Here is a 22,790-nt window from a genome sequence, read left to right as displayed (position 1 = left end):
GACATGCACAACCTGACGCTTGCCGAGATCGCCCGCAACCTCGCCGAAAAACGCTTCTCCGCCGAGGAACTGACTCGCACGACGCTGGCTCGCATCGAGCAGCTCGACCCGCAGCTCAATGCCTTCATCAGCGTGACCGACGAACTCGCCATCGAACAGGCCAAAGCCGCCGATGCGCGCCGTGCCGCCGGTGAAAACGGCGTGCTGCTCGGTGCGCCGATCGGCCACAAGGACCTGTTCTGCACCCAGGGCATTCGCACCAGCTGCGGCTCGAAGATTCTCGACAACTTCAAGGCCCCGTACAACGCCACCGTCGTGGAACGGCTCGCAGCAGCTGGCACGGTTACGCTCGGCAAGCTGAACATGGACGAATTCGCCATGGGCTCGGCCAACGAGTCGAGCTATTACGGCCCGGTTAAAAACCCTTGGGACTTGACCCGCGTCCCGGGCGGCTCATCCGGTGGTTCCGCGGCAGCCATCGCCGCCCGACTGCTACCTGCCGCGACCGGCACCGACACCGGCGGCTCGATCCGCCAGCCGGCCGCGCTGACCAACCTCACCGGCCTCAAGCCCACCTACGGCCGCGTCTCGCGCTGGGGCATGGTCGCCTACGCTTCCAGTCTCGACCAGGGCGGCCCCATGGCACGCACGGCCGAAGACTGCGCGCTGCTGCTGTCGGCGATGGCGGGCTTCGACGCCAAGGACTCCACCAGTGTCGACCAGCCGCTGGACGATTACCTCGCCGCGCTGAGCCAGCCGCTCGCCGGTCTGCGCATCGGCCTGCCGAAGGAATATTTCAGCGCTGGCCTCGATCCGAAGATCGCTGACGCCGTCATGGCATCCGTCGAGGAACTGAAGAAGCTCGGCGCCACGGTCACGGAAATCAGCCTGCCGAACATGCAGCATGCGATTCCTTCCTACTACGTGATCGCGCCAGCCGAGGCCTCTTCCAACCTCTCGCGTTTCGATGGCGTACGCTTCGGCTATCGCTGCGAAAACCCGGTCGACCTCACCGACCTCTACAAGCGCTCGCGCGCCGAAGGCTTCGGTGACGAGGTCAAGCGGCGCATCATGGTCGGCACCTACGCGCTGTCCGCCGGTTACTACGATGCCTACTACCTCAAGGCTCAGAAAATCCGCCGCCTGATCAAGCAGGACTTTGTCGCTGCCTTCGAGCAGGTCGACGTGATCCTCGGCCCGACCACGCCGAACCTGGCCTGGAAGCTGGGCGAGAAGAACGCCGATCCGGTTTCCGCCTACCTGGAAGACATCTACACCATCACCGCCAACCTGGCGGGCATTCCGGGCCTGTCGATGCCGGCCGGCTTCATCGATGGTCTGCCGGTAGGCGTGCAGCTGCTGGCGCCGTACTTCCAGGAAGCGCGCCTGCTCAACGTGGCGCACCAGTATCAACAAGTCACCGATTGGCACATGCGCGCCCCGGCCGGATTCTGAGGAGATTGAAGATGCAATGGGAAACCGTGATCGGGCTGGAGATTCACGCACAGCTCGCGACCCAGTCGAAGATCTTTTCCGGCAGCGCCACCACCTTCGGCGCCGAGCCCAACACCCAAGCCAGCCTGGTCGACCTCGGCATGCCCGGCACCCTGCCGGTGCTCAATGCCGAAGCCGTGCGCATGGCCTGCAAGTTCGGCCTAGCGATCGATGCCGAGATCGCGCCGAAGAACGTCTTCGCGCGCAAGAACTACTTCTACCCCGACCTGCCCAAGGGCTACCAGACCAGCCAGATGGACCATCCCATCGTCGGCAAGGGCTATCTGGACATTACCCTGGAAGACGGCAGCACGCGGCGCATCGGCATCACCCGCGCGCATCTGGAAGAGGACGCCGGCAAGAGCCTGCACGAAGACTTCCACGGCATGAGCGGCATCGACCTCAACCGCGCCGGCACGCCGCTACTTGAAATCGTCTCCGAGCCGGACATCCGTTCGGCCAAGGAAGCGGTCGCCTACGTCAAGGCGATCCACGCCCTGGTGCGCTACCTCGGCATCTGCGACGGCAACATGGCCGAAGGTTCGCTGCGCTGCGACTGCAACGTCTCGGTACGACCCAAGGGGCAAACCGAGTTCGGCACCCGCGCCGAGATCAAGAACGTCAACTCGTTCCGCTTCATCGAGAAAGCCATCAATCACGAAGTACAACGGCAGATCGAGCTCATCGAGGACGGCGGCAAGGTGGTGCAGGAAACCCGCCTGTACGATCCGAACAAGGACGAGACGCGCTCCATGCGCAGCAAGGAAGAAGCCAACGACTACCGTTACTTCCCCTGCCCCGATTTGCTGCCGGTGGTGATCGAGCAGAGCTTCCTCGACGAAGTGCGCGCCAGCCTGCCGGAGCTTCCGGTGCAGAAGCGCGAACGCTTCGAGCGCGAGTTCGGTCTCTCCGCCTATGACGCCACGGTGCTGGCCGCCAGCCGCGAGATGGCCGACTACTTCGAACAGGTCAATGCCACCTGCGGCGACGCCAAGCTGGCCGCCAACTGGGTAATGGGCGAGCTGTCCAGCCTGCTCAACAAGGAAGGCCTGGAGATCGAGCAGTCGCCGGTAGCCGCCGAGCAGCTGGGCGGCATGATCCTGCGCATCAAGGACGACACCATCAGCGGCAAGATCGCCAAGATGGTCTTCGAAGCCATGGCCGCTGGTGAAGGCTCGGCTGACGAGATCATCGAGAAGAAAGGCCTCAAGCAGGTCACCGACTCCGGCGCGATCGAGGCGATGCTCGACGAAGTGCTGGCGGCCAATGCCGAGCAGGTCGAACAGTACCGTGCCAGCGACGAAGCCAAGCGCGGCAAGATGTTCGGCTTCTTCGTCGGCCAGGCGATGAAGGCATCCAAGGGCAAGGCGAACCCGGGCCAGGTGAACCAACTGCTGAAGAAAAAGCTCGAAGGCTAAGCTGAGCGATGGTAGTCCGCGATTGCACCGCAACAATCGCGGACATCACCATGAGAGCTCCCGGCATCGCAAGAACTTTTCCACACCTGCCGCCGGCCATCGCCGACTCAGCGATCGACCCAACGGAAGGATTGTTCATGCGCCTGACACGCTTTGCTGCCCTATTGCTCCTGGCCTTGTTGGCCAGCGGTTGCGCCGATCGCCAAGCGACGCAACCAACCAAGGCAACCCCAACTACGCAGGATCGCTTCAGCCAGAGCGGCAAGGCCTCCTATTACGCACGAATGCATCACGGCCAACGCACCGCCAACGGCGAAACCCATGACCAGAACGCGCTGGTGGCCGCCCATCGCAGCCTGCCTTTCGGCACGCGGGTGCGTGTCACCAACGAGCGGAACGGCAGGCAGGTGGTGGTGCGGATCAACGACCGCGGGCCATTCCGCCGTGGCCGCATCATCGACCTGTCCCGCGCCGCCGCGGCACAACTGGACATGTTGGAAAGTGGCGTGGCCCGCGTACGTATCGAAACCGTCCATGACTGAAGCATCCCTGAACCCGACGCCCATTCGCGTTCGCCCTGACTTGAAAGGAGCGCTCGCATGTCACTGGTGACCTTCGCCTATCTCATCGGCGGACTGGTCCTGCTCGTCGTGGGTGCCGAAGCGCTGGTCCGCGGTGCCGCCAAATTGGCCAGCCGCTTCGGTATTCCGCCGCTGATCATTGGCCTGACGGTAGTCGCCTTTGGCACCAGCGCCCCCGAAACTGCAGTCAGCGTGCAGGCCTCACTGAGCGGAAGCGGGGATATCGCGGTGGGCAACGTGATCGGCAGCAACATCGCCAACATCCTGCTGATCCTCGGCCTTTCCGCGCTGATCGCCCCGCTAGTGGTGTCCCGGCAACTGATTCGCCTGGACGTCCCGGTCATGATCGGTGCCGGCCTGCTCTGCTATGTCTTGGCCTGGAACGGCAGTATCAGCCGCCTGGACGGCACGCTTCTTCTCGTAGCTCTGGTCGGCTATACCCTGTTTCTGGTGGCCGCCAGTAAAAAAGAGAAGCCCGCCACGGACGCCGACGAGTTCGCTGCGGAATTTGGCCCCGCCGATAATGAAAAACCGTCCGCCTGGATGCTGCAGCTATTGCTGATCGTGCTGGGCCTGGGGCTGCTCGTGGGCGGATCGAACCTGCTGATCGAAGGGGCCGTCGGCCTGGCGCGGGCGCTAGGCCTATCGGAGCTGATCATCGGCCTGACGGTGGTAGCGGTCGGCACTTCGATGCCGGAGCTGGCGACCTCGGTGCTCGCGGTTATCAAGGGTGAGCGCGACATCGCTGTGGGTAACGTGGTGGGTAGCTGCATCTTCAATTTGCTGCTCGTGCTCGGGGCAGGTGCAGCGGTGTCGGCGGAGGGCCTCTCCATTTCGCCCAACGCGCAGTCGTTCGACTTTCCGGTAATGCTGACCGTATTCGTCGCCTGCCTGCCGATTTTCTTTTCCGGCTACTGCATCCGCCGCTGGGAAGGCCTGCTGTTCTTCGCCTACTACCTGGCCTACACCCTCTATCTGGTGATGTTTGCCACGGGCCTTGGTGCCATCGAGTTGTTGCGCGATGCGATGCTCTGGTTCGCCTTCCCCTTGACGGCCGTCACGCTTTTGGTGATCTTCCTGCGCGCCTGGCAACGCCAGCGCTGACCCCACCTTTCTAGATCTTTTGCGGAGCGCCACATCGTGACCCTGATGACTTTTGCCTACCTCATTGCCGGCCTAGTGCTGCTCGTTGCCGGCGCGGAGGTCTTGGTGCGCGGCGCAGCCAAGCTTGCCGCCCAGTTCGGTATTTCGCCGCTGGTCATCGGCCTCACCGTGGTCGCCTTCGGCACCAGCGCCCCGGAAACGGCGGTCAGTGTGCAGGCCGCATTCAACGGCAGCGGCGACATCGCCATCGGTAACGTGCTGGGCAGCAACATCGCCAACGTGTTGCTGATTCTCGGCATGACCGCTCTAGTCGCACCGCTGGTGGTATCGCGCCAGCTAATTCGCCTCGATGTGCCGATCATGATCGGCGCCAGCCTGGTGACCTTCGGCCTGGCCTGGGACGGTGAACTCAGCCGCATTGATGGCGCGCTGCTGTTCACCGCGGTGGTGGTCTACACCCTGTTCCTGGTCATTAGCAGTCGCCGTGAGAGTAAAGCCGCCGGCGCGGATGACGAGTTTGCCAAGGAATTTGGCCTGGACGAGCCGGCCAAGCCGCATGCGGCTTTGATCAATGCCGGTTTAGTGATCGCCGGCCTCGTGTTGCTGGTGGTGGGCTCCAACTTCCTCGTTGAGGGTGCCGTTGCCCTGGCCCGGGCGCTCGGCCTGTCGGAGCTGGTCATCGGCCTGACCGTGATCGCCATCGGCACCTCGTTGCCTGAGCTGGCAACCTCGATCATGGCAGCCTTCCGCGGCGAGCGGGATATTGCCGTCGGCAACATCGTCGGCAGCAACCTGTTCAACCTGCTCTGCGTGCTCGGCCTCGCCTCACTGGTGTCGCCGCAGGCGATCAGCGTATCGCCCAACGCACTGGCTTTCGACTTCCCGGTGATGATCGCGGTAGCCGTTGCCTGTTTGCCGATCTTCTTTGCCGGTTACAGCATCAACCGCTGGGAAGGCGCACTGTTCGTTGCCTACTACGTGGCGTATACGCTGTATCTCGTGCTGACCAGCACGGGCCGGCCATTCGCCGAAACCTTCGGCGATGCCATGCTCGGATACGCGCTACCGCTGACTGTCATTACATTGTTGGTGATTGCCGCTCGAGCCTGGAAAACCCAGCGCTGAGCCCAAAGGGCGGGCCTGATGGCCCGCCCGCACTCAGCCTTCGCGAGCCTGCGGGCGCGGCAACTCGAACACCTGTGCAGTTTCTTCTTCGTCCCCCATGCGACTGAGGCTGCCGTCGACGACCGCACCGTTTTCCATGCTCAGCTGACGGTAACGGATATTGCCGCGCACGCGCGCGTTGGAATGCAGCTCGAGCAGGTGCTCTACCACCAGATCGCCGACGATGGTGCCATCGATCAGTGCATCGTAACTACTGACGTTTCCTTCGATCCTGCCCTCGGCACTCAACGCCAGCAGGCTATGGGTGCCTGGCTTGTGGCAGACATTGCCGCGCACTTCGCCGCTGACCTTCAGCCCTTCCTCGAACGTCATGTCCCCGACCAGCGAAAGATTTCCGGAGACCAAGCTGGAAAACTGATCGATGGTGACGCGAGATACCGGCTTCTTCTTGTTGAACATCATCTACTCCAAAAAGGTTAACGGGCCTTCTTCTGCTGACGGAAGAAGGCCAAGTCGGTCTGCAGGCGCTCGACCTGTGCAGAGAGGGTGGCAATGCGCCTGAGCAACTGTTCTTCGGTGGCCTGGTTTTCCTGACGCTGCAGCCGGCTCTGCTCCAGTTCGGCCTTGAACGCCAGGCTCTCCCGACTCACTGCCTCGATCTGCAGTGCGTGGATCGCCTGCTCCTGGTTGCGCAGATAAAGCAACGCGCCGATCACGCACAGCAACCCGAATATGATCCAGCGCCCCGTCCGCACGCTGCGCGCAGCATGCGGACGGTGTTCGGCACGCAGCAGCTCGCGGGTGGAAGGGCGTTTAGTCGTCAGCCAGGTCATCGCTGACGCGCTCCAGATCACCAAGGGCGAGGAAACGCTGCGGGTCGACGAAGCGCCCCTTGTGCAGCACTTCGAAATGCAGATGCGGGCCAGTCGAGCGCCCGGTGGAGCCTACAGCGCCGATGCGCTGCGCCGGCGTGACCACATCGCCTTGGCGCACATCCAGGCGCGACAGGTGCGCGTAGCGCGTAACCAGGCGGTTGCCGTGGTCGATCTCCACCAGTTTGCCGTAAGCACCTCGATAGCCGGCGAAACGCACCCGACCGCCAGCCGCCGCGACAACGTCGGAGCCGGACTTCAAGGCGAAATCGACTCCTGAATGAAACGCCAGCGTCTTGCGGAACGGATCAATGCGATTGCCAAACGCCGAACCGAGGCGAGCCTCACCCACCGGCCGCTTCGAAGGGATAGCCATGAGCGCCGCGTTACGCTCGGCCACTCGCTGCATCAGACTATCGAGCATTACACGCATGCAGCGCGCCGAGGTTTCGCTGCGCTGCAGATCCGCGAGAGTGGCATGATCGCCGTCTGCCGACAGCTCGCCGGAGCAGCCTCGAGGCGGCAAAAGCGCACCGCCCTGCCCTGCACGCACAGGACGATCAGGCGCGAGAATCGGCAGCAGTGTCGGATCCAGAGCGGACAGCTGACCGTGCAGCACCTGCTGCTGGTCCAGCATCTGTTGCAGCGCGAGCAGATCGGACTCAAGGGACTTCAGTCGCCCAACCACCTCGCCGACGCGCGCGATCGCGAAGCGGCCTTCGTCTTCGCTAGCCTCGTCCTGAAAGGTGATCTCGGTCTGCACAAGCCGATCGCTGCCGACCCAAATCCCGCCAGCGAAGCTACACAGGCTCATCGTCAGCACCGTCGCCAGAGCTGGCAGCACAAGTCGGCGCGGGTTCACCACACGGATATCGCCACGTGTCAGCGATCGGTTCGTAGGTGTGAAAAATGCCATGAATGATTCCCTAGAACATAGAGCGGCCGCCTCGATAGGCAAGCCGTTGAACGTCCAGGGCAATTTGACGGAAACGCGCTTTTTTTTCTGAGGCCTGATGACCGATTACGACCATCGCGGGGCGATTCTTAAACCGAAGCAGCGCATTCGCGACGAACGGCTCGCAGATTCGTTGACGCTCGCTGACTAGATCCAGCCCAACCAACCCAGCAGGAACAACCCGACGTTGATGCTCAATGCCGCCATCAGCGTCGTGATGACGATGATGGTCGCGGCCAGTTGATGATTGGAATTGACTGCGCGTGCCATGACGAAGCTCGCCGCCGCCGTTGGGCTGGCGAAGTAGAGAAACAGGATACCCAGCTCCGCGTCGCGAAAGCCGCAGGCCCAGGCGCCCAGCGTCGCAAGTGCCGGCAACCAGACCATCTTCATCAGACTCGAACTGAGCGCGCTGCCGCTGCTTTTGCGCAATGCGTCCAGAGAAAGCGTGGCGCCGATGCAGATGAGCGCCAGCGGCAGGGTCATCTGCGCAAAGTACTGACCCGAGGTCATCAGCCAGCCCGGCAGAACGACTTGCCAATAGGCAAACGGCACCGCCGCCACCACACCAATGATCAAAGGATTGCGCAGAATGCTGAGCAGAATGTCCTTCGGACCGACCTGTCCATCGGGGCTGTAGATGGCCAGGACCATGGCCGACAGGCTGTTGTAGACCAGGATCACCACACCCGCGAGCACGCCACCGAGCGAAAGGCCGTAGTCACCGTAGAGACTGCTGGCGAGCGCCAGACCGACGATCCCGTTGTTGCCACGAAACGCACCCTGGACGTATACGCCGCGGTCAGGTGCGGGGCAGCGCCATAGCGCCCAAACCCACGCCAGGGCAAAGGTCGCTACCGTGGCGAGAATGAAATAGAGCAGCAGTGCTGGCTGCAACGCCGCATTCAGATCGGCCTTGATGATCGAGATGAACAGCAGCGTCGGCATGGTGCCCTTGAACACCAGCGACGAGGCAGTATGCACGAAGGCAGAGTCGATCCAGCGCAGCCGCATGAGCGTAACGCCGAGAAACAGCATGGCAAACACCGGAGCGGTGACACTCAGGGTCTGCAGTACGAGGGGAAGCATGGAAAAAGCCTGCAACTACGAGAGGTGCAAGCATAAAGCATGAGCTACGCGAGGGCTCAACGGCCGTGTCGCTGACGACGCCCGGCCCCCGCGAAATTGCCTTTTCGAATCAGCGTCGAACCGGACGCTTCTGCAATTTGCGCTGCAAGGTCCGCCGGTGCATGCCCAGCGCACGAGCGGTAGCGGAAATGTTGCCGTCGTGCTCGCTGAGCACCCGCTGGATGTGCTCCCACTGCAGGCGATCGACCGACATGGGGTTCTCTGGAACCAGACTGTCGAGGTCGGCATGCTGGGACAGCAATGCTGCCAGCACATCGTCGGCGTCGGCAGGCTTGCACAGGTAATTGCATGCGCCGCGCTTGATCGCCTCCACAGCGGTAGCGATGCTGGAATAGCCGGTCAGGATCAGCACCCGCATCTCTGGGTCCAGCTCGAGCAGCTTGGGTAGCAGTACCAGCCCCGAATCGCCCTCCATCTTCAGGTCAAGCACCGCATAGTCGGGAATATCCTGCTTGGCCAGGGCCAGGCCCTCGTCAGCCGAACCGGCGATGCTGACCTGCAGCCCACGCCGGCTCATGGCGCGAGCCATCACCCGGGTGAACGTCGGATCGTCATCCACCAACAGCAGGTGAGGTTGCTCTTCACCCTCTTGCTGCAACTCGTCGGTCATCTGTGCATTTCCTCGCATTGGTCACGATCAGGGTCAGGCGCGTACCGAACCATGTGGCAGGCGCAGTTCGGTCAGTGTGCCACCTTCTTCGTGATTGTAGAGCTTCACGGTGCCACCAGCGCGCGTAACGCTGGCCTGGCTGAGAAACAGACCAAGGCCAAACCCCTTGCCCTTGGTCGTGATGAACGGCCGGCCGATCTGCTCGGCGATGGCCAGCGGCACGCCAGCACCATGATCGCGGATGGTCAGCCGAATCCACTGCGCGTCCCAGTCCAGGCGGATCTCCAAATCTTCCGGGCTGGCATCGGTGGCGTTGTTCAGCAGATTGAGCAGCGACTGGCTGAGGTCCGCTGGCGGCATCAGCTTCGGCGCGCTGCCTAGGCCCACGCAGTGGAAGCGGTAGGTGGCCTCGGGACGCATCAGGTGCCAGCGCTGCAATACCGACTCGACCCACTCGCGAGCGGTCTGCTCGACCACCGCCTGCCGACGATCCGCCTCGGCGGCCCGCACCAGCTGTCGCAAGCTCTCCTTGCAGAGCTGGACCTGCGACTGCAGCAGGCCGAGATCCTCGTTCAGCTGCGGATCCTTGTATTCCTGCCGCAGTTCCTTGAGCAGCACGCTCATGGTCGCCAGCGGCGTGCCCAGCTCATGGGCTGCTCCGGCGGCCTGGGTCGCTACTGCCAGCAACTGCTGGTCACGCATGCTCTCCTCACGGCGCTGGGCCTGCTGCTGCTCCTGGCGGCGCAGCTGCTCGGCCATGCGCGCGACGAAAAAAGTGATAAGCGCCGCCGCCAGGGCGAAGCTCAGCCACATGCCGTAGACCTGCAGCGTCGCACGCTCGAATGGAGGCAGGGTGAGCGGGTCGTACCAGATCAGCATCAACGTGTAGCCCAGCAGCGCCAGGCCGGAGAGCACAATGGAATATAGCCAGGGCAAGGTCGCCGCAGCGATGGTCAGCGGAACCAGGTAATAGGAAACGAAGGGGTTGGTCGAGCCGCCCGAGTAATACAGCAGCGCGCTGTGGATCAGCAGGTCACAACCCAGATGCACCGCATATTCGAGCTCGGTGACCGGCCAGGGCCCGCGCAAGCGCAGCGCGGTCCCCAGGCAAAGCACAGCGGACACCGCCAAGGTGATACCCAGCGCCAGCCAGGGCAGCGTCAGCAGCTGGGTTGCGTAGGCCACACCGACCGCGCCGGACTGCGCGGCCAGTACCACGATGCGAATAAGGGTCAGAAGCCGAAGGTTCTGCCGGCTGGCCGACAGCAGCGGGACGGATGCGTACATGGAGTCTCCAACAATTCGGCGGAGTATAACCAAGCCGTTCGCAAGCCAGCCCGAAATGCGGCAACTCGACGCACGGACTGCTGCACACATTCGCGGGCGGAGTTAGAGTCTTGAGCTACCGCACCGACCCGGTGCCCATGCCAAGGACTCGTTATGCACCCATCCCTCCTCCGCCGCGCAGCCCTCGTCGCCGTGCTCGCGAGCGCCACCAGCCTGCCCGCCATGGCCGAAGAGGCCCGCTACAACCAGGTCGCCCTGCGCGCCGAAGTCAGCAGCGAAGTGGCCCATGACCGCATGCACGTCACGCTCTACAGCGAAGCCCAGCACAGCGACCCCGCCGAGCTCGCGGCGCAGACGACTCGCACGCTGAACCAGGCGCTGCAGACCGCTCGCCAAAACAAGGACGTGATCGTCAGCCAGGGCAGCCGCAACAGCTATCCGGTCTACGACGACAAGGGTCAGCAGATCACCGGCTGGCGAGAACGCGCCGAGCTGCGCCTGGAAAGCGGCGATTTCGCCAGCCTGTCCAAGCTGACCGCAGAACTGATGAAGAGCCTGAAAATGGGCAGCATGCACTTCAGCGTTTCCGACCCGATCCGCAAGCAGAATGAGGATGCGCTGCTCAAGGATGCCGTAGCGGCGTTCCAGGCGCGCGCGCAGCTGGCGACCGAAGCACTCGGCGGCAGCGGTTACAAGCTGGTGAGCCTCAACCTCAACGGCGGCGGATTCCAGCCGGTCATGCGAAGCAGTGCCATGAAGATGGACATGATGGAGTCGGCACCGATACCAGAGATCGAGGCAGGCACTCGCCAGGTGACGATCAACGCCGACGGCGTCATCGAAGTTCAGATGCCGTGACCAAAGCGGACCATTCGGACCACATGTAAATATCTGCTTACAAATAGCCAGCCCGCGCCATGCAAGGGCTGGCGACCGTTTTGACGAGACAAATGAGAACCTGATGCAGTAATTCGTAAATTCTCGTTTACGAATGATTATCATGCGGCGCCAACGAGACGGCTACAAGGAGCCCGCATGTCTATCCCCTTCGCACGTACCGCCCTGTCCTGCGCCCTGATTGGTTGCAGCTTGACGACCTTCGCTCAGAACTCTCCCGTAAGGCTCAATGACACGGTCGTCAGCGCCTCCGGCTTCGAGCAGAAGATCACCGAAGCACCGGCGAGCATCAGCGTCATCAGCCAACAGGACCTGCAGCAGAAGCGCTATAGCAATCTGGCGCAGGCGTTGGACGACGTGGAAGGCATCGATATCCGCCAGGGCACAGGCAAGACCGGCGGGCTGAATATCAGCATCCGCGGCATGCCCAGCGACTACACATTGATCTTAATTGACGGGCGCCGGCAGAACACTGCCGGTAACGTCACCCCTAACGGGTTCAACGAAACGTCCACCAGCTTCATGCCCCCGATGTCGGCCATCGAGCGCATAGAAGTAATCCGCGGCCCAATGTCGACCCTATACGGGTCGGATGCGATGGGCGGTGTGGTCAATATCATTACCAAGAAAGTGGCGAACGAGTGGGGCGGCTCGGTCAGCCTCGACCACACTTTCCAAGAGAATCGAGATTACGGCGACACCAGCAATACCAGCCTATATGCCAGTGGCCCTCTCATCGATAACTTGCTCGGGCTCGCTGTTCGGGGCAGCTTGTATGATCGCGCCGAGTCAGACTTGTCTTTCGATAATGACAGCCCTGTCAGCAAACGCGGGGCCTCACCTGTGGAGGGGCGCAACCATGTGCTCGGCGCCCGTCTAACGCTAACCCCTGACGAAGCACATGACATCTCCCTGGATTTCGAGCGTGGCCGTCAGGTCTACAACAACGACGACTGCCAGCTAGGAAACCTCGACGGTAAGAACGGCGGCAGCGCCACCGATGGCTGCACCGCAGACGCACCGACCAAAGCCAACGGATATGCTGACGAACTGCGCTTCGAACGCGACCAGTTTGCCCTTAGCCATACCGGGCGCTTCAGTTTCGGCACTCTGGATAGCAGCCTGACGCACAACACCACCGAAACCATCGGGCGTACGATTCCTGGCACGCCCATCGGCAACTCCTACACCGGCTACCCTTCGATCGTCATCGGCGATGACCGCGAGCTGAAATCCACCGACCTGATCCTCGACACTAAACTGGTCAGCCCGATTGGCGAATCGCACATCGTTACCGTTGGGGGCCAGTACTGGGACGCCAAGGTCACGGACGGCATTGCCGACGACGACTTCCAGCAGAAATCATGGGCGATGTTCGTCGAAGACGAGTGGCGTCTACGCCACGATCTGGCTTTGACGCTGGGTGCTCGCTATGAAGACCATGAAGCATTCGGTGGCCACATCAGTCCACGCGCTTATCTGGTCTGGAATACCAATGACAATTGGACGATGAAAGGTGGCGTGAGCCGCGGATACAAAACGCCCACGCTTAACCAGCTTCACGACGGCATCAGTGGTGTCACCAGTCAAGGCGCGGTCATCACGGTTGGCAGCCCGGACCTAGATCCGGAAGTCACTACCAATACCGAATTCGGTGTCTACTTCGATAACCTCAGCGGCTTCAGTGCGAACGCGACCGTGTTCCATAACAAGTTCGACGACAAGATCGATGATGGAACTCCGATCGCGAACTGCTTCTCTGCAACAAATCCCAACCAGCCTGGCTGCGTCAGCTTCGGTAGCGGTTTCACGCAAGACTCCTTCGCCCAAAGTGTGAACATCGACGAAGCCGTTACCCAAGGCCTTGAACTGGCGGGGCGCTGGGAGTTCGCCCCGGCTTGGGCACTGGCTATGAATTACACCTACACCGATAGCGAACAAAAGAGTGGCGCAAACAAAGGCGCCCCGCTGACCAACACCCCAGAACACATGCTTCATGCACGCATCAGCTGGCAGACCACAGACCGGCTGAACCTGTGGTTCAAGGGTGAGTACCGAGGCGAGCGAACGCGCTTCACTGATCGCTATGAAAACCTGACCGCGGCAAACCAGGCACTTTATGACGCAGCTGGTGATTTGAAAGCGTACGAAGTCTTCCACCTCGGCGGTTCATTCAAAGCCTCGGAAAACGTCACCCTCAACGCAACCATCTACAACCTCTTCGACAAAGACTTTACCGAGGGCACTTACTACACCACCAACACTGGAACGACGGGTTGGGCCTCCGATTATATCCAGTCGGCAGCTGCGACTAGCGGTACGCTGGAAGAAGGCCGCCGCCTGTGGCTATCCGCCAACTTCACCTTCTGACCGCCTAGAAGTACAACGAGCCGGGTTTAACCCGGCTTCGTTGTTTCAGGCTCAGCGTGGCAGCCAAGACGCGAATGTATGCTGTTTGTAAATCTTTAGCATCTCTGCGGCGAGGCACCCTAGAATTCGCACCACTCTTCTCCAAGGCAAGGATCACCATGCGTCTGTGGCTCGGCACTCTGCGCCAATGGCACTGGATCAGCTCCGCGCTGTGCCTGATTGGCATGCTGTTGTTCGCGGTCACCGGCATCACCCTCAACCATGCCGGCCAAATCGAAAGCAAACCGCAGGTGCAAAGCCGCGCCGCGCAGCTTCCCGAGCCGGTGCTCGCCCAACTGCAAGCCGAAGTGCCCGAGTCGGGTCTGCCCGTCGAGCTGCGCGAGTGGCTGGAGCAGACGCTGGACATTCGCCTGACCGGGCGTGAGGCCGAGTGGAGCGATGGCGAACTCTACGTCGCCCTGCCTCGCCCAGGTGGCGACGCCTGGCTGAGCCTGAGGAGCGAATCCGGCGAACTGGAATACGAGTCGACCGATCGCGGCTGGATCGCCTACTTCAACGACCTGCACAAGGGCCGCCACACCGGCGAGGCCTGGAGCTGGTTCATCGACTTCTTCGCCGTTGCCTGTGTGGTGTTCAGCCTCACCGGCCTGCTGCTCCTGCAACGTCACGCCGGCAACCGGCCTAGCACCTGGCCCCTGGTAGGCCTGGGGCTGGTGATACCGCTGCTGCTGGCGTTGCTCTTCATTCATTAAGGACTGCTCATGCGTAAACGCCTGTTGTTGCCCCTTGCCCTGCTTAGCGCCCCGCTGCACGCGGCGGACCTGCAGCTGGACGTGGAAATCCCGCGTCTGGATGTCGCCGAGTACCACCGCCCATATGTCGCCATCTGGCTCGAGCGACCGGACCAGAGCCACGTCGCCAATCTGGCGGTGTGGTACGACACCAAGCTCAAGGACAAGGAAGGCGAGAAGTGGCTCAAGGACCTGCGCCAGTGGTGGCGACGCAGTGGCCGCAGCCTGGAAATGCCGGTTGATGGCGTCAGCGGCGCCACCCGCGCCGTGGGCAGCCACTCGTTGAAGTTTTCTGACCAGCAGACGCCGCTCAAGATGCTGGAAGCCGGCGAATACCGCGTGGTGGTCGAAGCCGCCCGTGAGGTCGGCGGCCGCGAGCTGCTGCGCGTGCCATTCAGCTGGCCGCCTCAGCAGAGCGCCGAGCACCAAGCCCAGGGCCAGAGCGAACTGGGCGCAATCACCCTCAAGCTGAACCCATGAACAGGAAGCACGCCATGAAACCCGTTATAAAATGGACCGCCCTGGCGCTCGCCGTCTGCCTGCCCCTGTCAGCCCAGGCCCACCGCGCCTGGATGCTGCCCTCGGCCACCGTGCTCTCCGGCGAAGAGCCGTGGATCACCGTCGACGCCGCTGTTTCCAACGATCTGTTCTATTTCGAACACGTACCGATGCATCTTAAGGGCATCGGCGAGGCAGCCCAGGCCCCTGCAGGCGGCCCGCCGGGCATGCGTCGGCCGGTTCCCGAGCTGCAGATCATCGCGCCGGATGGCTCGAAGGTCTCCGCGCAGAACGGCGCTGTCGGCCGCTACCGCAGCACCTTCGATGTGCAGCTGAGCCAGAAAGGCACCTACAAGCTGGCCGTAGCCAACAATGGCCTGTTCGCCAGCTGGAAGGAAAACGGTCAGCCGCGCCGCTGGATGGGCACCGCGGAAAGCTTCGCCAAGGACGTCCCGGCCAAGGCCGAAGGGCTCAAGGTCAGCCAGACCAGTAACCGCATGGAAGTGTTCGTCACCTCCGGTGCGCCGTCCAGCGAAGTGCTCGCACCAACCGGCCAGGGCCTGGAGCTCAAGCCCGTCACCCACCCCAACGACCTGTTCGCCGGCGAAGCGGCAGACTTCGTCTTTCTGCTCGACGGCAAGCCGGTCGCCGATGTCGAGATCAGCGTGATTCCGGGTGGCAACCGCTACCGCGACGAGCTCGGTGAGATCAAGGCGAAAACCGACAAGGACGGCAAGGTCAGCATCACCTGGCCGGAAGCCGGCATGTACTGGATGGAAGCCGAGCTGACCACCGACAAGGGTGTCAGCAAGCCGGCAACCGAGCGCCGCGCCAGCTACAGCGCAACCCTGGAAGTGCTGGCGCCCTGACGCGCAGACCAGGTCCGAGCCGTCGTAACGGCTCGGGCCAGCCTTATCTCCCTCATCGATGAGCCTTCCGTTGCACTCATCCCTCTTATCGCTTCTGCGCGCCTGGCCGCTGTACAGCTGTATCGCCGTCGCGGCCGGCCTGCTCTGGTGGCAACCAGCGCGGGAAGTCAGCGCGGCGGTGGTGATCACACTCTATCTCGCACTGTCGCTGCGCTGCTGGCGTGGACGGTTGCGCCCGCGCACGGCCGCCGATGGCCCGGCACAGCTAGTGGTCGCCTACGCCAGCCAGGGCGGTCAGGCACAGGGCTTCGCCGAACGCAGCGCAGAGCAGCTGCGCGACGCGGGCGTGCAGACACTGCTGGTGCCGCTCAATGCGCTGGACCCGAGCCACTGGCCCGCCCCGCGCGTCCTGTTCGTCGTCAGCACCTACGGCGAAGGTGAGGCGCCGGACAATGCGGCCCGCTTCGAGCAGCGGCTCGCCGCCGATGGCATCCAGGCGCCATCGCTGGAATATGCCGTGCTGGCCTTTGGTGACCGCCAGTACCGGGGTTTCTGCGCCTTCGGCCGCCGCCTCGACGAGCGCTTGCGCCAGTTGGGTGGCATGCCGCTGTTCGACCGCCTGGAAGCCGATCGCGGCGATCCCGGCGTGCTGCGTCACTGGCAACATCAGCTCGCCCACCTGAGCGGCGACAGCAATTTCAGCGACTGGCTGCCAGCCCCCTATCAACCCTGGCGCCTGACCGACCGCCATTGCCTCAACCCCGGCAGTTCCGGTGCGCCGGTACATCTGCTGACCCTTGCCCCGCCGAGTGAGCAGACATCATGGCGCGCCGGCGATATCGTCGAGATCGGCCCCCGCCACGCCCCTGCGCGCATCGAAGCCATGTTGCACGACGTGGGCCTCGATCCGCATGTGTTGTTCGACGGCCAGAGCCTGGCCGCACAGCTGTCCAGAAGGCACCTGCCCGCCACTGGCGACCTGCACGGCCTCGACGCCGCGGCGCTGCTGGCCTTGCCGGCGTTGCCGCACCGCGAATACTCCATCTCCTCGATACCTGCGGACGGGACCGTGCAGCTTGTAGTACGCGAAGCCTTCCACGCCGATGGCACTCCGGGGCTCGGTTCCGGCTGGTTATGCCGCTACGCGGCCATTGGCGAAGAGATCGATCTGCGCATTCGCAGCAATCCGTCATTCCACGGCCCGGACACCGCCACGCCACTCATCCTGATCGGCAACGGCACGGGCATCGCCGGGCTGCGTGCGCACTTGCGCGAGCGCGCAGCACAGCCCGGCTCACGCAACTGGCTGCTGTTCGGCGAACGCAACGCCGCCCACGACTTTCTCTTCCACGAAGAACTGGCACAGTGGCGTGAAAGCGGTCATCTGCAGCGGCTCGACCTGGCGTTCTCTCGCGACCAGCTGGAAAAGCGCTATGTGCAGCACGTCTTGCGGGATGCGGCGGACGACCTGCGTTGCTGGGTCGATCAGGGCGCGGCGATCTACGTCTGCGGCAGCCTGGAAGGCATGGGGCAGGAAGTGCAGCAGATCCTGCTCGGCCTGCTTGGCCGGGCACAACTGGAGCAGCTGACCGAACAGGGTCGCTACCGCCGCGACCTGTACTGACGCCTAATAACGAAAAAGGCCGCCTCGAAGAGCGGCCCTTGTCGTTTCCACAGCGGAATCAGAAGTGGAAGTTGGTGCTCAGCAACGCCGTACGACCTGCTGCGACGTGGGCATAGTGGCTGCCGTAGACCTGATCGAAATAGCGCTTGTCGGTCAGGTTCTGCACGTTCAGCTGCAAGTCCAGGTTCTTGCTCACGCGATAGGCCGCCATCGCGTCGTAGCGCCAGTACTCCGGCACCTCGATGTTGTTGGCCGCATCGCCGAAGCGAGAGTCGACGTAAGTGGCACCGCCACCGATAGTCAGGTCCTGAGTCAGGTTGTAGGTGTTCCAGAAGCTGAAGCTGTGCTTCGGCGTGCTGGGCACTTCGTTGCCGTCATACAGGCCCTCGACATAGACCGGGTTGGTCCGCGTGCCGATATTGGCGGCACCGGACTTGACCAGCTCGGCGTCCAGGTACGTGTAGCTGGCGAACACCTGCCAGTTGCGGGTGATCTGGCCGGTCGCGCCCAGCTCCAGACCATCGACCTGGGTTTCCCCGATGCTCTCTTGGAAACCGCTGGCGTTGGTCACCCGCGCGTTGGTCTTCTCGGTGCGGAACAGCGCGGCGGTCAGGCCGAGACGCTCGTCGAAGAAGTCCCATTTGGTGCCGATCTCGTAGTTGCGGTTGCGCTCCGGATCGAGAATCTCATTGCCCACGCTGAGCGCATCGGCACCCTCGCCACCGGTCTCGCCGGACGGATTGCTGGAAGTCGACCAGGCCGCGTAGATGCTGCCGTTGGGCAGCGGATTGAAGACCAGGCCCAGCTGGTAGTTCCAGAAGTGGCTCTTGTTCTCCGGGCGCGTCACGACGCCGGCAGTGGAGACGGCCTTCTGCACCGTTTCGTAGTCGTCATAGCGCAGCCCCATGTTCAGCGACCACTGCTCGTTGAACTTCAGCGTATCGAAGACATAGGCCGCCAGTGTTTCGGTGTCGGTATCGGTCGTCGCGGTGCTGCGCGCGATGCTGCCGGTCCAGGCGTCCTTGGGGCTCGGGTTGTACAGGCTGGTGCAGTCGCCGGACGCCAGCTGCGCAGCGCCGCAGGTGTTGCCGCCTGCGCCAGGCGTCACCACGTAGGGACGGTTGTGCACGCCGACATCGCTGATTTCCACGCCGGTTACCAGGGTGTGCTCGATGCTGCCGGTGTCGAATCGTGCGGTCAGGTCGGTCTGGTTGACCCAGCTCTGGGTATCGGAGTTGCGGCTCTTGGCGGAGCGCGAAACCAGGCCATTGGGCACGTTGCCACGCGAATCGTCCGGGTTGGTGACGATGTAGTCCAGCGTCGTGCGGGCGATACGCGTGGTGTTGGAGACGGTCAGGTTTTCATTCAGGTCGTGCTCCAAACGGATCGTGCCGGCATCCGTGGTGCTCTCGCGGAAGTCCCTGCTTTCCAGCCCGTAGAAGTTGTCGCGATCGACCTTGACCGGCTCGCGGCGCGGGTTGGTCGGTGTGGCCACGGTCAGCGGAATGCCATAGTCGGGCATGTCGTCCGTTTCCAGGTGGTAATAGGACAGCGTCGCCCGGGTCGGCGTATCGAAGCCGAAAGTGATGGTCGGCGCCACGCCCCAACGACTGACATCCACACCATCGCGGCCGGCGACGTTGGCCTCGTGCTTCATCAGGTTCAGGCGCCCGGCAACGTTGTCACCCAGCACGCGGTTGACGTCCAGCGTGTAGCGACGGGTCTGATCCGAGCCAAGGGTGACGCTGGCATCGCCGAAATCGCGTTGCTTGGCGGTCTTGCTGATCAGGTTGAGGCTGCCGCCCGTGGAGCCGGCACCGGTGTAGGCGGAGCCCGGCCCCTTGCTCACTTCGATGCTCTCGACGTTGAAGATCTCGCGGGTCTGCGAGCCAACGTCACGCAGGCCGTCGATGAAGGTGTCGCTCTCAGCGTTGAAGCCACGGATGATCGGCCGGTCGCCCGCCGGGTTGCCGCCCTCGCCCGCGCCGAAGGTAATGCCGGAGGTGGTACGCAAGGCATCGACCAGCGTCAGCGAACCGGTGTCGCGAATCACCTGGTCGGTGATCACGGTGACCGACTTCGGTGTTTCACGCAGCGGTGCCGTGTATTTCTTCGAGGCGGATGTAGCAGCCTTGTAGGCCTGTTCCTGCTCGCCGATCACCGTCACCTCATCGAGTGCAACCGGCGCTTCGCTGGGCGATGACGCCGCGGGGACGGTCTGGGCCATTGAGGGAACGGAAAAAGCGGTAAGGGCGACACCGATAGCCGAAGCCAACACGCGAGGTGGCTGGGCCAGTTCTAGAGACTGACGCGACATGTAATGCGGATCCTTGGAAGTTGATGCAACTGCGAATTGCTATTATTAGCGCGTCGCATTCTGATACATTCTGTCGCATTCTGAAACACCTAAATGCAAACTAATATCATTCGCCAATTCCACATCCTGTCGGTGATCCATGCTCCTACGCATTGCCAATGTGTTCTCCCGTGAAGAAACCGATCGTATCCGCACGGCACTGGAACAGGCCGACTGGCAGGACGGCCGCGTCACTGCTGGCTATCAATCGGCCAAGGCCAAATACAATCTGCAGCTGGCGGAGGACGACCCACTGAGCCGCGAGATTGCCGAAGCCATGCTGCAGCGACTCTGGCAGCACCCACAGTTCATGTCTGCCGCACTGCCGAGCAAGGTCTTTCCGCCCCTGCTCAACTGCTACACGGCAGGCGGCGCGTTCGGCTATCACGTCGACAATGCGGTGCGCCAGGTACGCAACAGCGCCGAGCGTGTGCGTACCGACCTGTCCGCCACGCTGTTCTTCAGCGATCCCGACGAGTACGACGGCGGCGAGCTGGTGATCCACGACACCTATGGCACGCAGCAGGTGAAGTTCGCTGCCGGCGACATGGTGCTCTACCCCAGCACCAGCCTGCATAAGGTCGAGCCGGTCACCCGTGGCGCGCGGCTGGCGTCGTTCTTCTGGATTCAAAGCCTGGTGCGCGAAGACGCCCAACGCACGCTGCTTTACGAGATGGATCAGGCCATCCAGCAGCTGACCGCCGACGTGCCGGACCACCCATCCCTGGTGCAACTGACTGGCACCTATCACAACCTGCTGCGCCGCTGGGTCGAGGTCTGATGCCCCATCTTCTGCGGCGCGAGGAGACGCTCGATACCGAACAGCTCGAGCACCTCGCTGAACAACCCCAGCGTGCGGCGCGGCTGGTACTGGCTGCTGCCGCAGCCGGAGAGCTGGAAGCGCAAGCCCTACTCGGCCAGATCCTCCTGGATGGCCGTGGCATCCAGGCAGATCCTGCGCTAGCCCTGACCTGGTTCAGCATCGCTGCCGATCGCGGCCACGCCATGGCCTGCAACATGGCCGGACGCTGCCACGAACATGGCTGGGGCGCCCCTGCCAATCCTGCACGAGCGGCCGACTTCTACCGACGTGCAGCAGAAATGGGCCTGGACTGGAGCATGTATAACCTGGCCAACCTGCTCGCCACCGGCCGCGGTATTTCGCAGGATGAAGCTGCGGCCTATCGCCTATACCGCCAGGCGGCCGAACTCGGCCATGCCAAATCGATGAACCTCACCGGCCGCTGCCTCGAAGACGGCTGCGGCGTGGCTCGGGATGTATCGGCAGCGCACGCCTGGTATCGACGTTCCGCCGAGGCCGGTGACTTTCGCGGCCAGTTCAGCCATGCCGCCGTGCTGCTCGCCGAGCAACAATGGGACACCGCCCGGCATTGGCTGGAGCGCGCGCTGGAGGTTGGCCACCTGAAGTTCGTCGAGACCGCGCTGGCCAGCCTGCAGGCCGCCGCATTGCCGCAGATCGACGATATCGTCGTGGCCTACGCGCGGCGACGCGACGAGCTACGCGCTGGGTTGCGGTGAACCAAGCGCAGAAACGAAAACGCCCCGCAATGCGGGGCGTTTGTTCGGCGTCTACGGCTTAGATGTAGTAAGCCTTCAGCGGCGGGAAGCCGTTGAATTCGACGGCGCTGTAGCTGGTGGTGTAGGCACCGGTGGAGAGCCAGTACAGGCGGTCGCCGATGGCCAGGTTCAGCGGCAGGCCGTACTTGTAGTTCTCGTACATGATGTCGGCGCTGTCGCAGGTCGGACCGGCGATCACCACTTCCTCGACCTCACCCTTCTTCTCGGCGTAGATCGGGAACTTGATGGACTCGTCCATGGTTTCGATCAGGCCGCTGAACTTGCCCACATCGACATACACCCAGCGCTCTACGGCGGTACGCGACTTGCGTGCGACCAGCACCACTTCGCTGACCAGAATGCCGGCGTTGGCGATCAGCGAGCGGCCCGGCTCGAGGATGATTTCCGGCAGATCGTCGCCGAAGTCTTCCTTGAGGAAGCGGATGATTTCCTCGGCGTAGGTTTCCAGGCTATTGGTGCGGGTGATGTAGTTGGCCGGGAAGCCGCCACCCATGTTGATCATCTTCAGCTCGATGCCGTCTTCTTCCTTCAGACGCTCGAAGATCACCTTGACCTTGGCGATGGCGGCGTCCCATACGGAAATGTCGCGCTGCTGCGAGCCGACATGGAAGGAAATGCCGTAGGGCTCCAGCTTCAGCTGACGGGCGAGGATCAAGAGATCCATCGCCATGTCGGTCTGGCAGCCGAACTTGCGCGACAGCGGCCAGTCCGCAGTAGTGGAGCCTTCGGTGAGGATGCGTACATAGACTTTCGAACCCGGCGCGGCCTTGGCGATGTTACGCAGGTCGGCTTCCGAGTCGGTGGCGAACATGCGCACACCCTTGTCGTAGAAGTAGCGGATGTCCTTGGCTTTCTTGATGGTGTTGCCGTAGCTGATGCGCTCCGGGCCAACGCCGCGGGACATCACCTTGTCCAGTTCATAGATCGAGGCGATATCGAAGCTCGAACCCTTGTCGCGCAGCAGATCGATGATCTCGACCGCCGGGTTGGCCTTGACGGCGTAGTACACGCTGGCGAATTCGAAACCGGCGCGCAGGTCGTCATAAGCCTTGCTGATGGTTTCGGTGTCGATCACCACGAAGGGGGTTTCGTGCTGGTCGGCAAATGCCTTCATCTTCTGGAAGGTGGCGCGAGGGTAATAGTCTTCGATCTTGACCGTCATGCGTGGGACTCCAAAAAACGGGAAACAAA

The 22,790-nt window shown here is 62.7% G+C and carries 21 protein-coding genes; 13 read left to right on the top strand and 8 right to left on the bottom strand.

Going from position 1 to position 22,790, the window contains the following annotated elements; all coding sequences use genetic code 11:
* Nucleotides 1–3: 3 nt before the first annotated feature.
* The 5 genes from gatA (at nt 4) to UIB01_RS04460 (ending at nt 5,722) form a co-directional block, all read left to right on the top strand.
* A complete protein-coding gene (gatA, locus tag UIB01_RS04480; RefSeq protein ID WP_038665411.1) occupies nt 4–1,455 on the top strand; it encodes an Asp-tRNA(Asn)/Glu-tRNA(Gln) amidotransferase subunit GatA in 1,452 nt (483 codons plus the stop codon).
* An 11-nt stretch (nt 1,456–1,466) separates the two neighbouring features.
* Complete coding sequence (gene gatB, locus UIB01_RS04475; protein WP_038657263.1) at nt 1,467–2,912, top strand: Asp-tRNA(Asn)/Glu-tRNA(Gln) amidotransferase subunit GatB; 1,446 nt, start codon at nt 1,467–1,469, stop codon at nt 2,910–2,912.
* 137 nt (nt 2,913–3,049) lie between these two features.
* Nucleotides 3,050–3,454: a septal ring lytic transglycosylase RlpA family protein gene (locus tag UIB01_RS04470; RefSeq protein WP_038657260.1), complete on the top strand. Its 405-nt coding sequence runs from the start codon at nt 3,050–3,052 to the stop codon at nt 3,452–3,454.
* A 57-nt stretch (nt 3,455–3,511) separates the two neighbouring features.
* Nucleotides 3,512–4,597, top strand: a complete 1,086-nt coding sequence (locus tag UIB01_RS04465) for a calcium/sodium antiporter (protein ID WP_038657258.1) — start codon at nt 3,512–3,514, stop codon at nt 4,595–4,597.
* 36 nt (nt 4,598–4,633) lie between these two features.
* A complete protein-coding gene (locus UIB01_RS04460) occupies nt 4,634–5,722 on the top strand; it encodes a calcium/sodium antiporter (protein WP_038657255.1) in 1,089 nt (362 codons plus the stop codon).
* Nucleotides 5,723–5,755: 33 nt separating this feature from the next.
* Here UIB01_RS04460 and UIB01_RS04455 read toward each other — a convergent pair whose 3' ends face one another.
* The 6 genes from UIB01_RS04455 to UIB01_RS04430 form a co-directional block, all read right to left on the bottom strand.
* Nucleotides 5,756–6,181: a bactofilin family protein gene (locus UIB01_RS04455; protein WP_038657253.1), complete on the bottom strand. Its 426-nt coding sequence runs from the start codon at nt 6,179–6,181 to the stop codon at nt 5,756–5,758.
* Nucleotides 6,182–6,198: 17 nt separating this feature from the next.
* Nucleotides 6,199–6,555, bottom strand: coding sequence for a hypothetical protein (locus UIB01_RS04450; protein ID WP_038657251.1), 357 nt, complete (start codon nt 6,553–6,555; stop codon nt 6,199–6,201).
* A complete protein-coding gene (locus UIB01_RS04445; protein ID WP_038657249.1) occupies nt 6,536–7,510 on the bottom strand; it encodes a M23 family metallopeptidase in 975 nt (324 codons plus the stop codon). Before UIB01_RS04445 ends, UIB01_RS04450 begins: the two co-directional genes overlap by 20 nt.
* Nucleotides 7,511–7,696: 186 nt before the next feature.
* A complete protein-coding gene (locus UIB01_RS04440; RefSeq protein ID WP_038657247.1) occupies nt 7,697–8,638 on the bottom strand; it encodes an AEC family transporter in 942 nt (313 codons plus the stop codon).
* A gap of 109 nt (nt 8,639–8,747) precedes the next feature.
* The gene (locus UIB01_RS04435; protein ID WP_038657245.1) at nt 8,748–9,308 is read right to left on the bottom strand and encodes a response regulator transcription factor; all 561 of its coding nucleotides are present in this window, start codon (nt 9,306–9,308) and stop codon (nt 8,748–8,750) included.
* 33 nt (nt 9,309–9,341) lie between these two features.
* Nucleotides 9,342–10,595: an ATP-binding protein gene (locus tag UIB01_RS04430; RefSeq protein ID WP_038657243.1), complete on the bottom strand. Its 1,254-nt coding sequence runs from the start codon at nt 10,593–10,595 to the stop codon at nt 9,342–9,344.
* Nucleotides 10,596–10,748: 153 nt separating this feature from the next.
* On the opposite strand from UIB01_RS04430, the gene UIB01_RS04425 reads away from it, so the two are divergent.
* The 6 genes from UIB01_RS04425 to UIB01_RS04400 all read left to right on the top strand — a co-directional run bounded on the left by UIB01_RS04425 (nt 10,749) and on the right by UIB01_RS04400 (nt 17,644).
* On the top strand, nt 10,749–11,453 hold the full coding sequence (locus UIB01_RS04425; RefSeq protein ID WP_038657241.1) for an SIMPL domain-containing protein: 705 nt from the start codon (nt 10,749–10,751) through the stop codon (nt 11,451–11,453).
* Nucleotides 11,454–11,630: 177 nt separating this feature from the next.
* Nucleotides 11,631–13,862, top strand: coding sequence for a TonB-dependent receptor domain-containing protein (locus tag UIB01_RS04420; RefSeq protein ID WP_038657239.1), 2,232 nt, complete (start codon nt 11,631–11,633; stop codon nt 13,860–13,862).
* A gap of 74 nt (nt 13,863–13,936) precedes the next feature.
* On the top strand, nt 13,937–14,614 hold the full coding sequence (locus UIB01_RS04415; RefSeq protein ID WP_080695049.1) for a PepSY-associated TM helix domain-containing protein: 678 nt from the start codon (nt 13,937–13,939) through the stop codon (nt 14,612–14,614).
* 9 nt (nt 14,615–14,623) lie between these two features.
* Nucleotides 14,624–15,133, top strand: a complete 510-nt coding sequence (locus UIB01_RS04410; RefSeq protein ID WP_038657235.1) for a DUF2271 domain-containing protein — start codon at nt 14,624–14,626, stop codon at nt 15,131–15,133.
* A 14-nt stretch (nt 15,134–15,147) separates the two neighbouring features.
* Complete coding sequence (locus UIB01_RS04405) at nt 15,148–16,020, top strand: DUF4198 domain-containing protein (protein ID WP_038657233.1); 873 nt, start codon at nt 15,148–15,150, stop codon at nt 16,018–16,020.
* A 70-nt stretch (nt 16,021–16,090) separates the two neighbouring features.
* Nucleotides 16,091–17,644: a sulfite reductase subunit alpha gene (locus UIB01_RS04400; RefSeq protein WP_038657230.1), complete on the top strand. Its 1,554-nt coding sequence runs from the start codon at nt 16,091–16,093 to the stop codon at nt 17,642–17,644.
* Between the two features lie 58 nt (nt 17,645–17,702).
* On the opposite strand, the gene UIB01_RS04395 is transcribed toward UIB01_RS04400, so the two are convergent.
* Complete coding sequence (locus tag UIB01_RS04395; protein WP_038657228.1) at nt 17,703–19,961, bottom strand: TonB-dependent receptor; 2,259 nt, start codon at nt 19,959–19,961, stop codon at nt 17,703–17,705.
* Between the two features lie 139 nt (nt 19,962–20,100).
* Here UIB01_RS04395 and UIB01_RS04390 point away from each other — a divergent pair, with 139 nt between their 5' ends.
* Both UIB01_RS04390 and UIB01_RS04385 read left to right on the top strand, forming a co-directional pair.
* Nucleotides 20,101–20,781 carry a Fe2+-dependent dioxygenase gene (locus tag UIB01_RS04390; RefSeq protein ID WP_038657226.1) on the top strand — a complete coding sequence of 227 codons (681 nt, stop codon included), beginning with the start codon at nt 20,101–20,103 and terminating at the stop codon, nt 20,779–20,781.
* Entirely contained in the window at nt 20,781–21,539 is a 759-nt protein-coding gene (locus tag UIB01_RS04385) for a tetratricopeptide repeat protein (RefSeq protein ID WP_038657224.1), read from the top strand. The genes UIB01_RS04390 and UIB01_RS04385 overlap by 1 nt, the downstream gene beginning before the upstream one ends.
* A 58-nt stretch (nt 21,540–21,597) precedes the next feature.
* On the opposite strand, the gene UIB01_RS04380 is transcribed toward UIB01_RS04385, so the two are convergent.
* Nucleotides 21,598–22,761 carry a type III PLP-dependent enzyme gene (locus UIB01_RS04380; protein ID WP_038657222.1) on the bottom strand — a complete coding sequence of 388 codons (1,164 nt, stop codon included), beginning with the start codon at nt 22,759–22,761 and terminating at the stop codon, nt 21,598–21,600.
* Nucleotides 22,762–22,790: the final 29 nt, after the last annotated feature.

This window comes from Stutzerimonas decontaminans (assembly GCF_000661915.1).
GTDB classification, from domain to species: domain Bacteria; phylum Pseudomonadota; class Gammaproteobacteria; order Pseudomonadales; family Pseudomonadaceae; genus Stutzerimonas; species Stutzerimonas decontaminans.
Note: the sequence above shows the minus strand (reverse complement) of the source record. Positions and strands in the feature narration are given on the sequence as shown.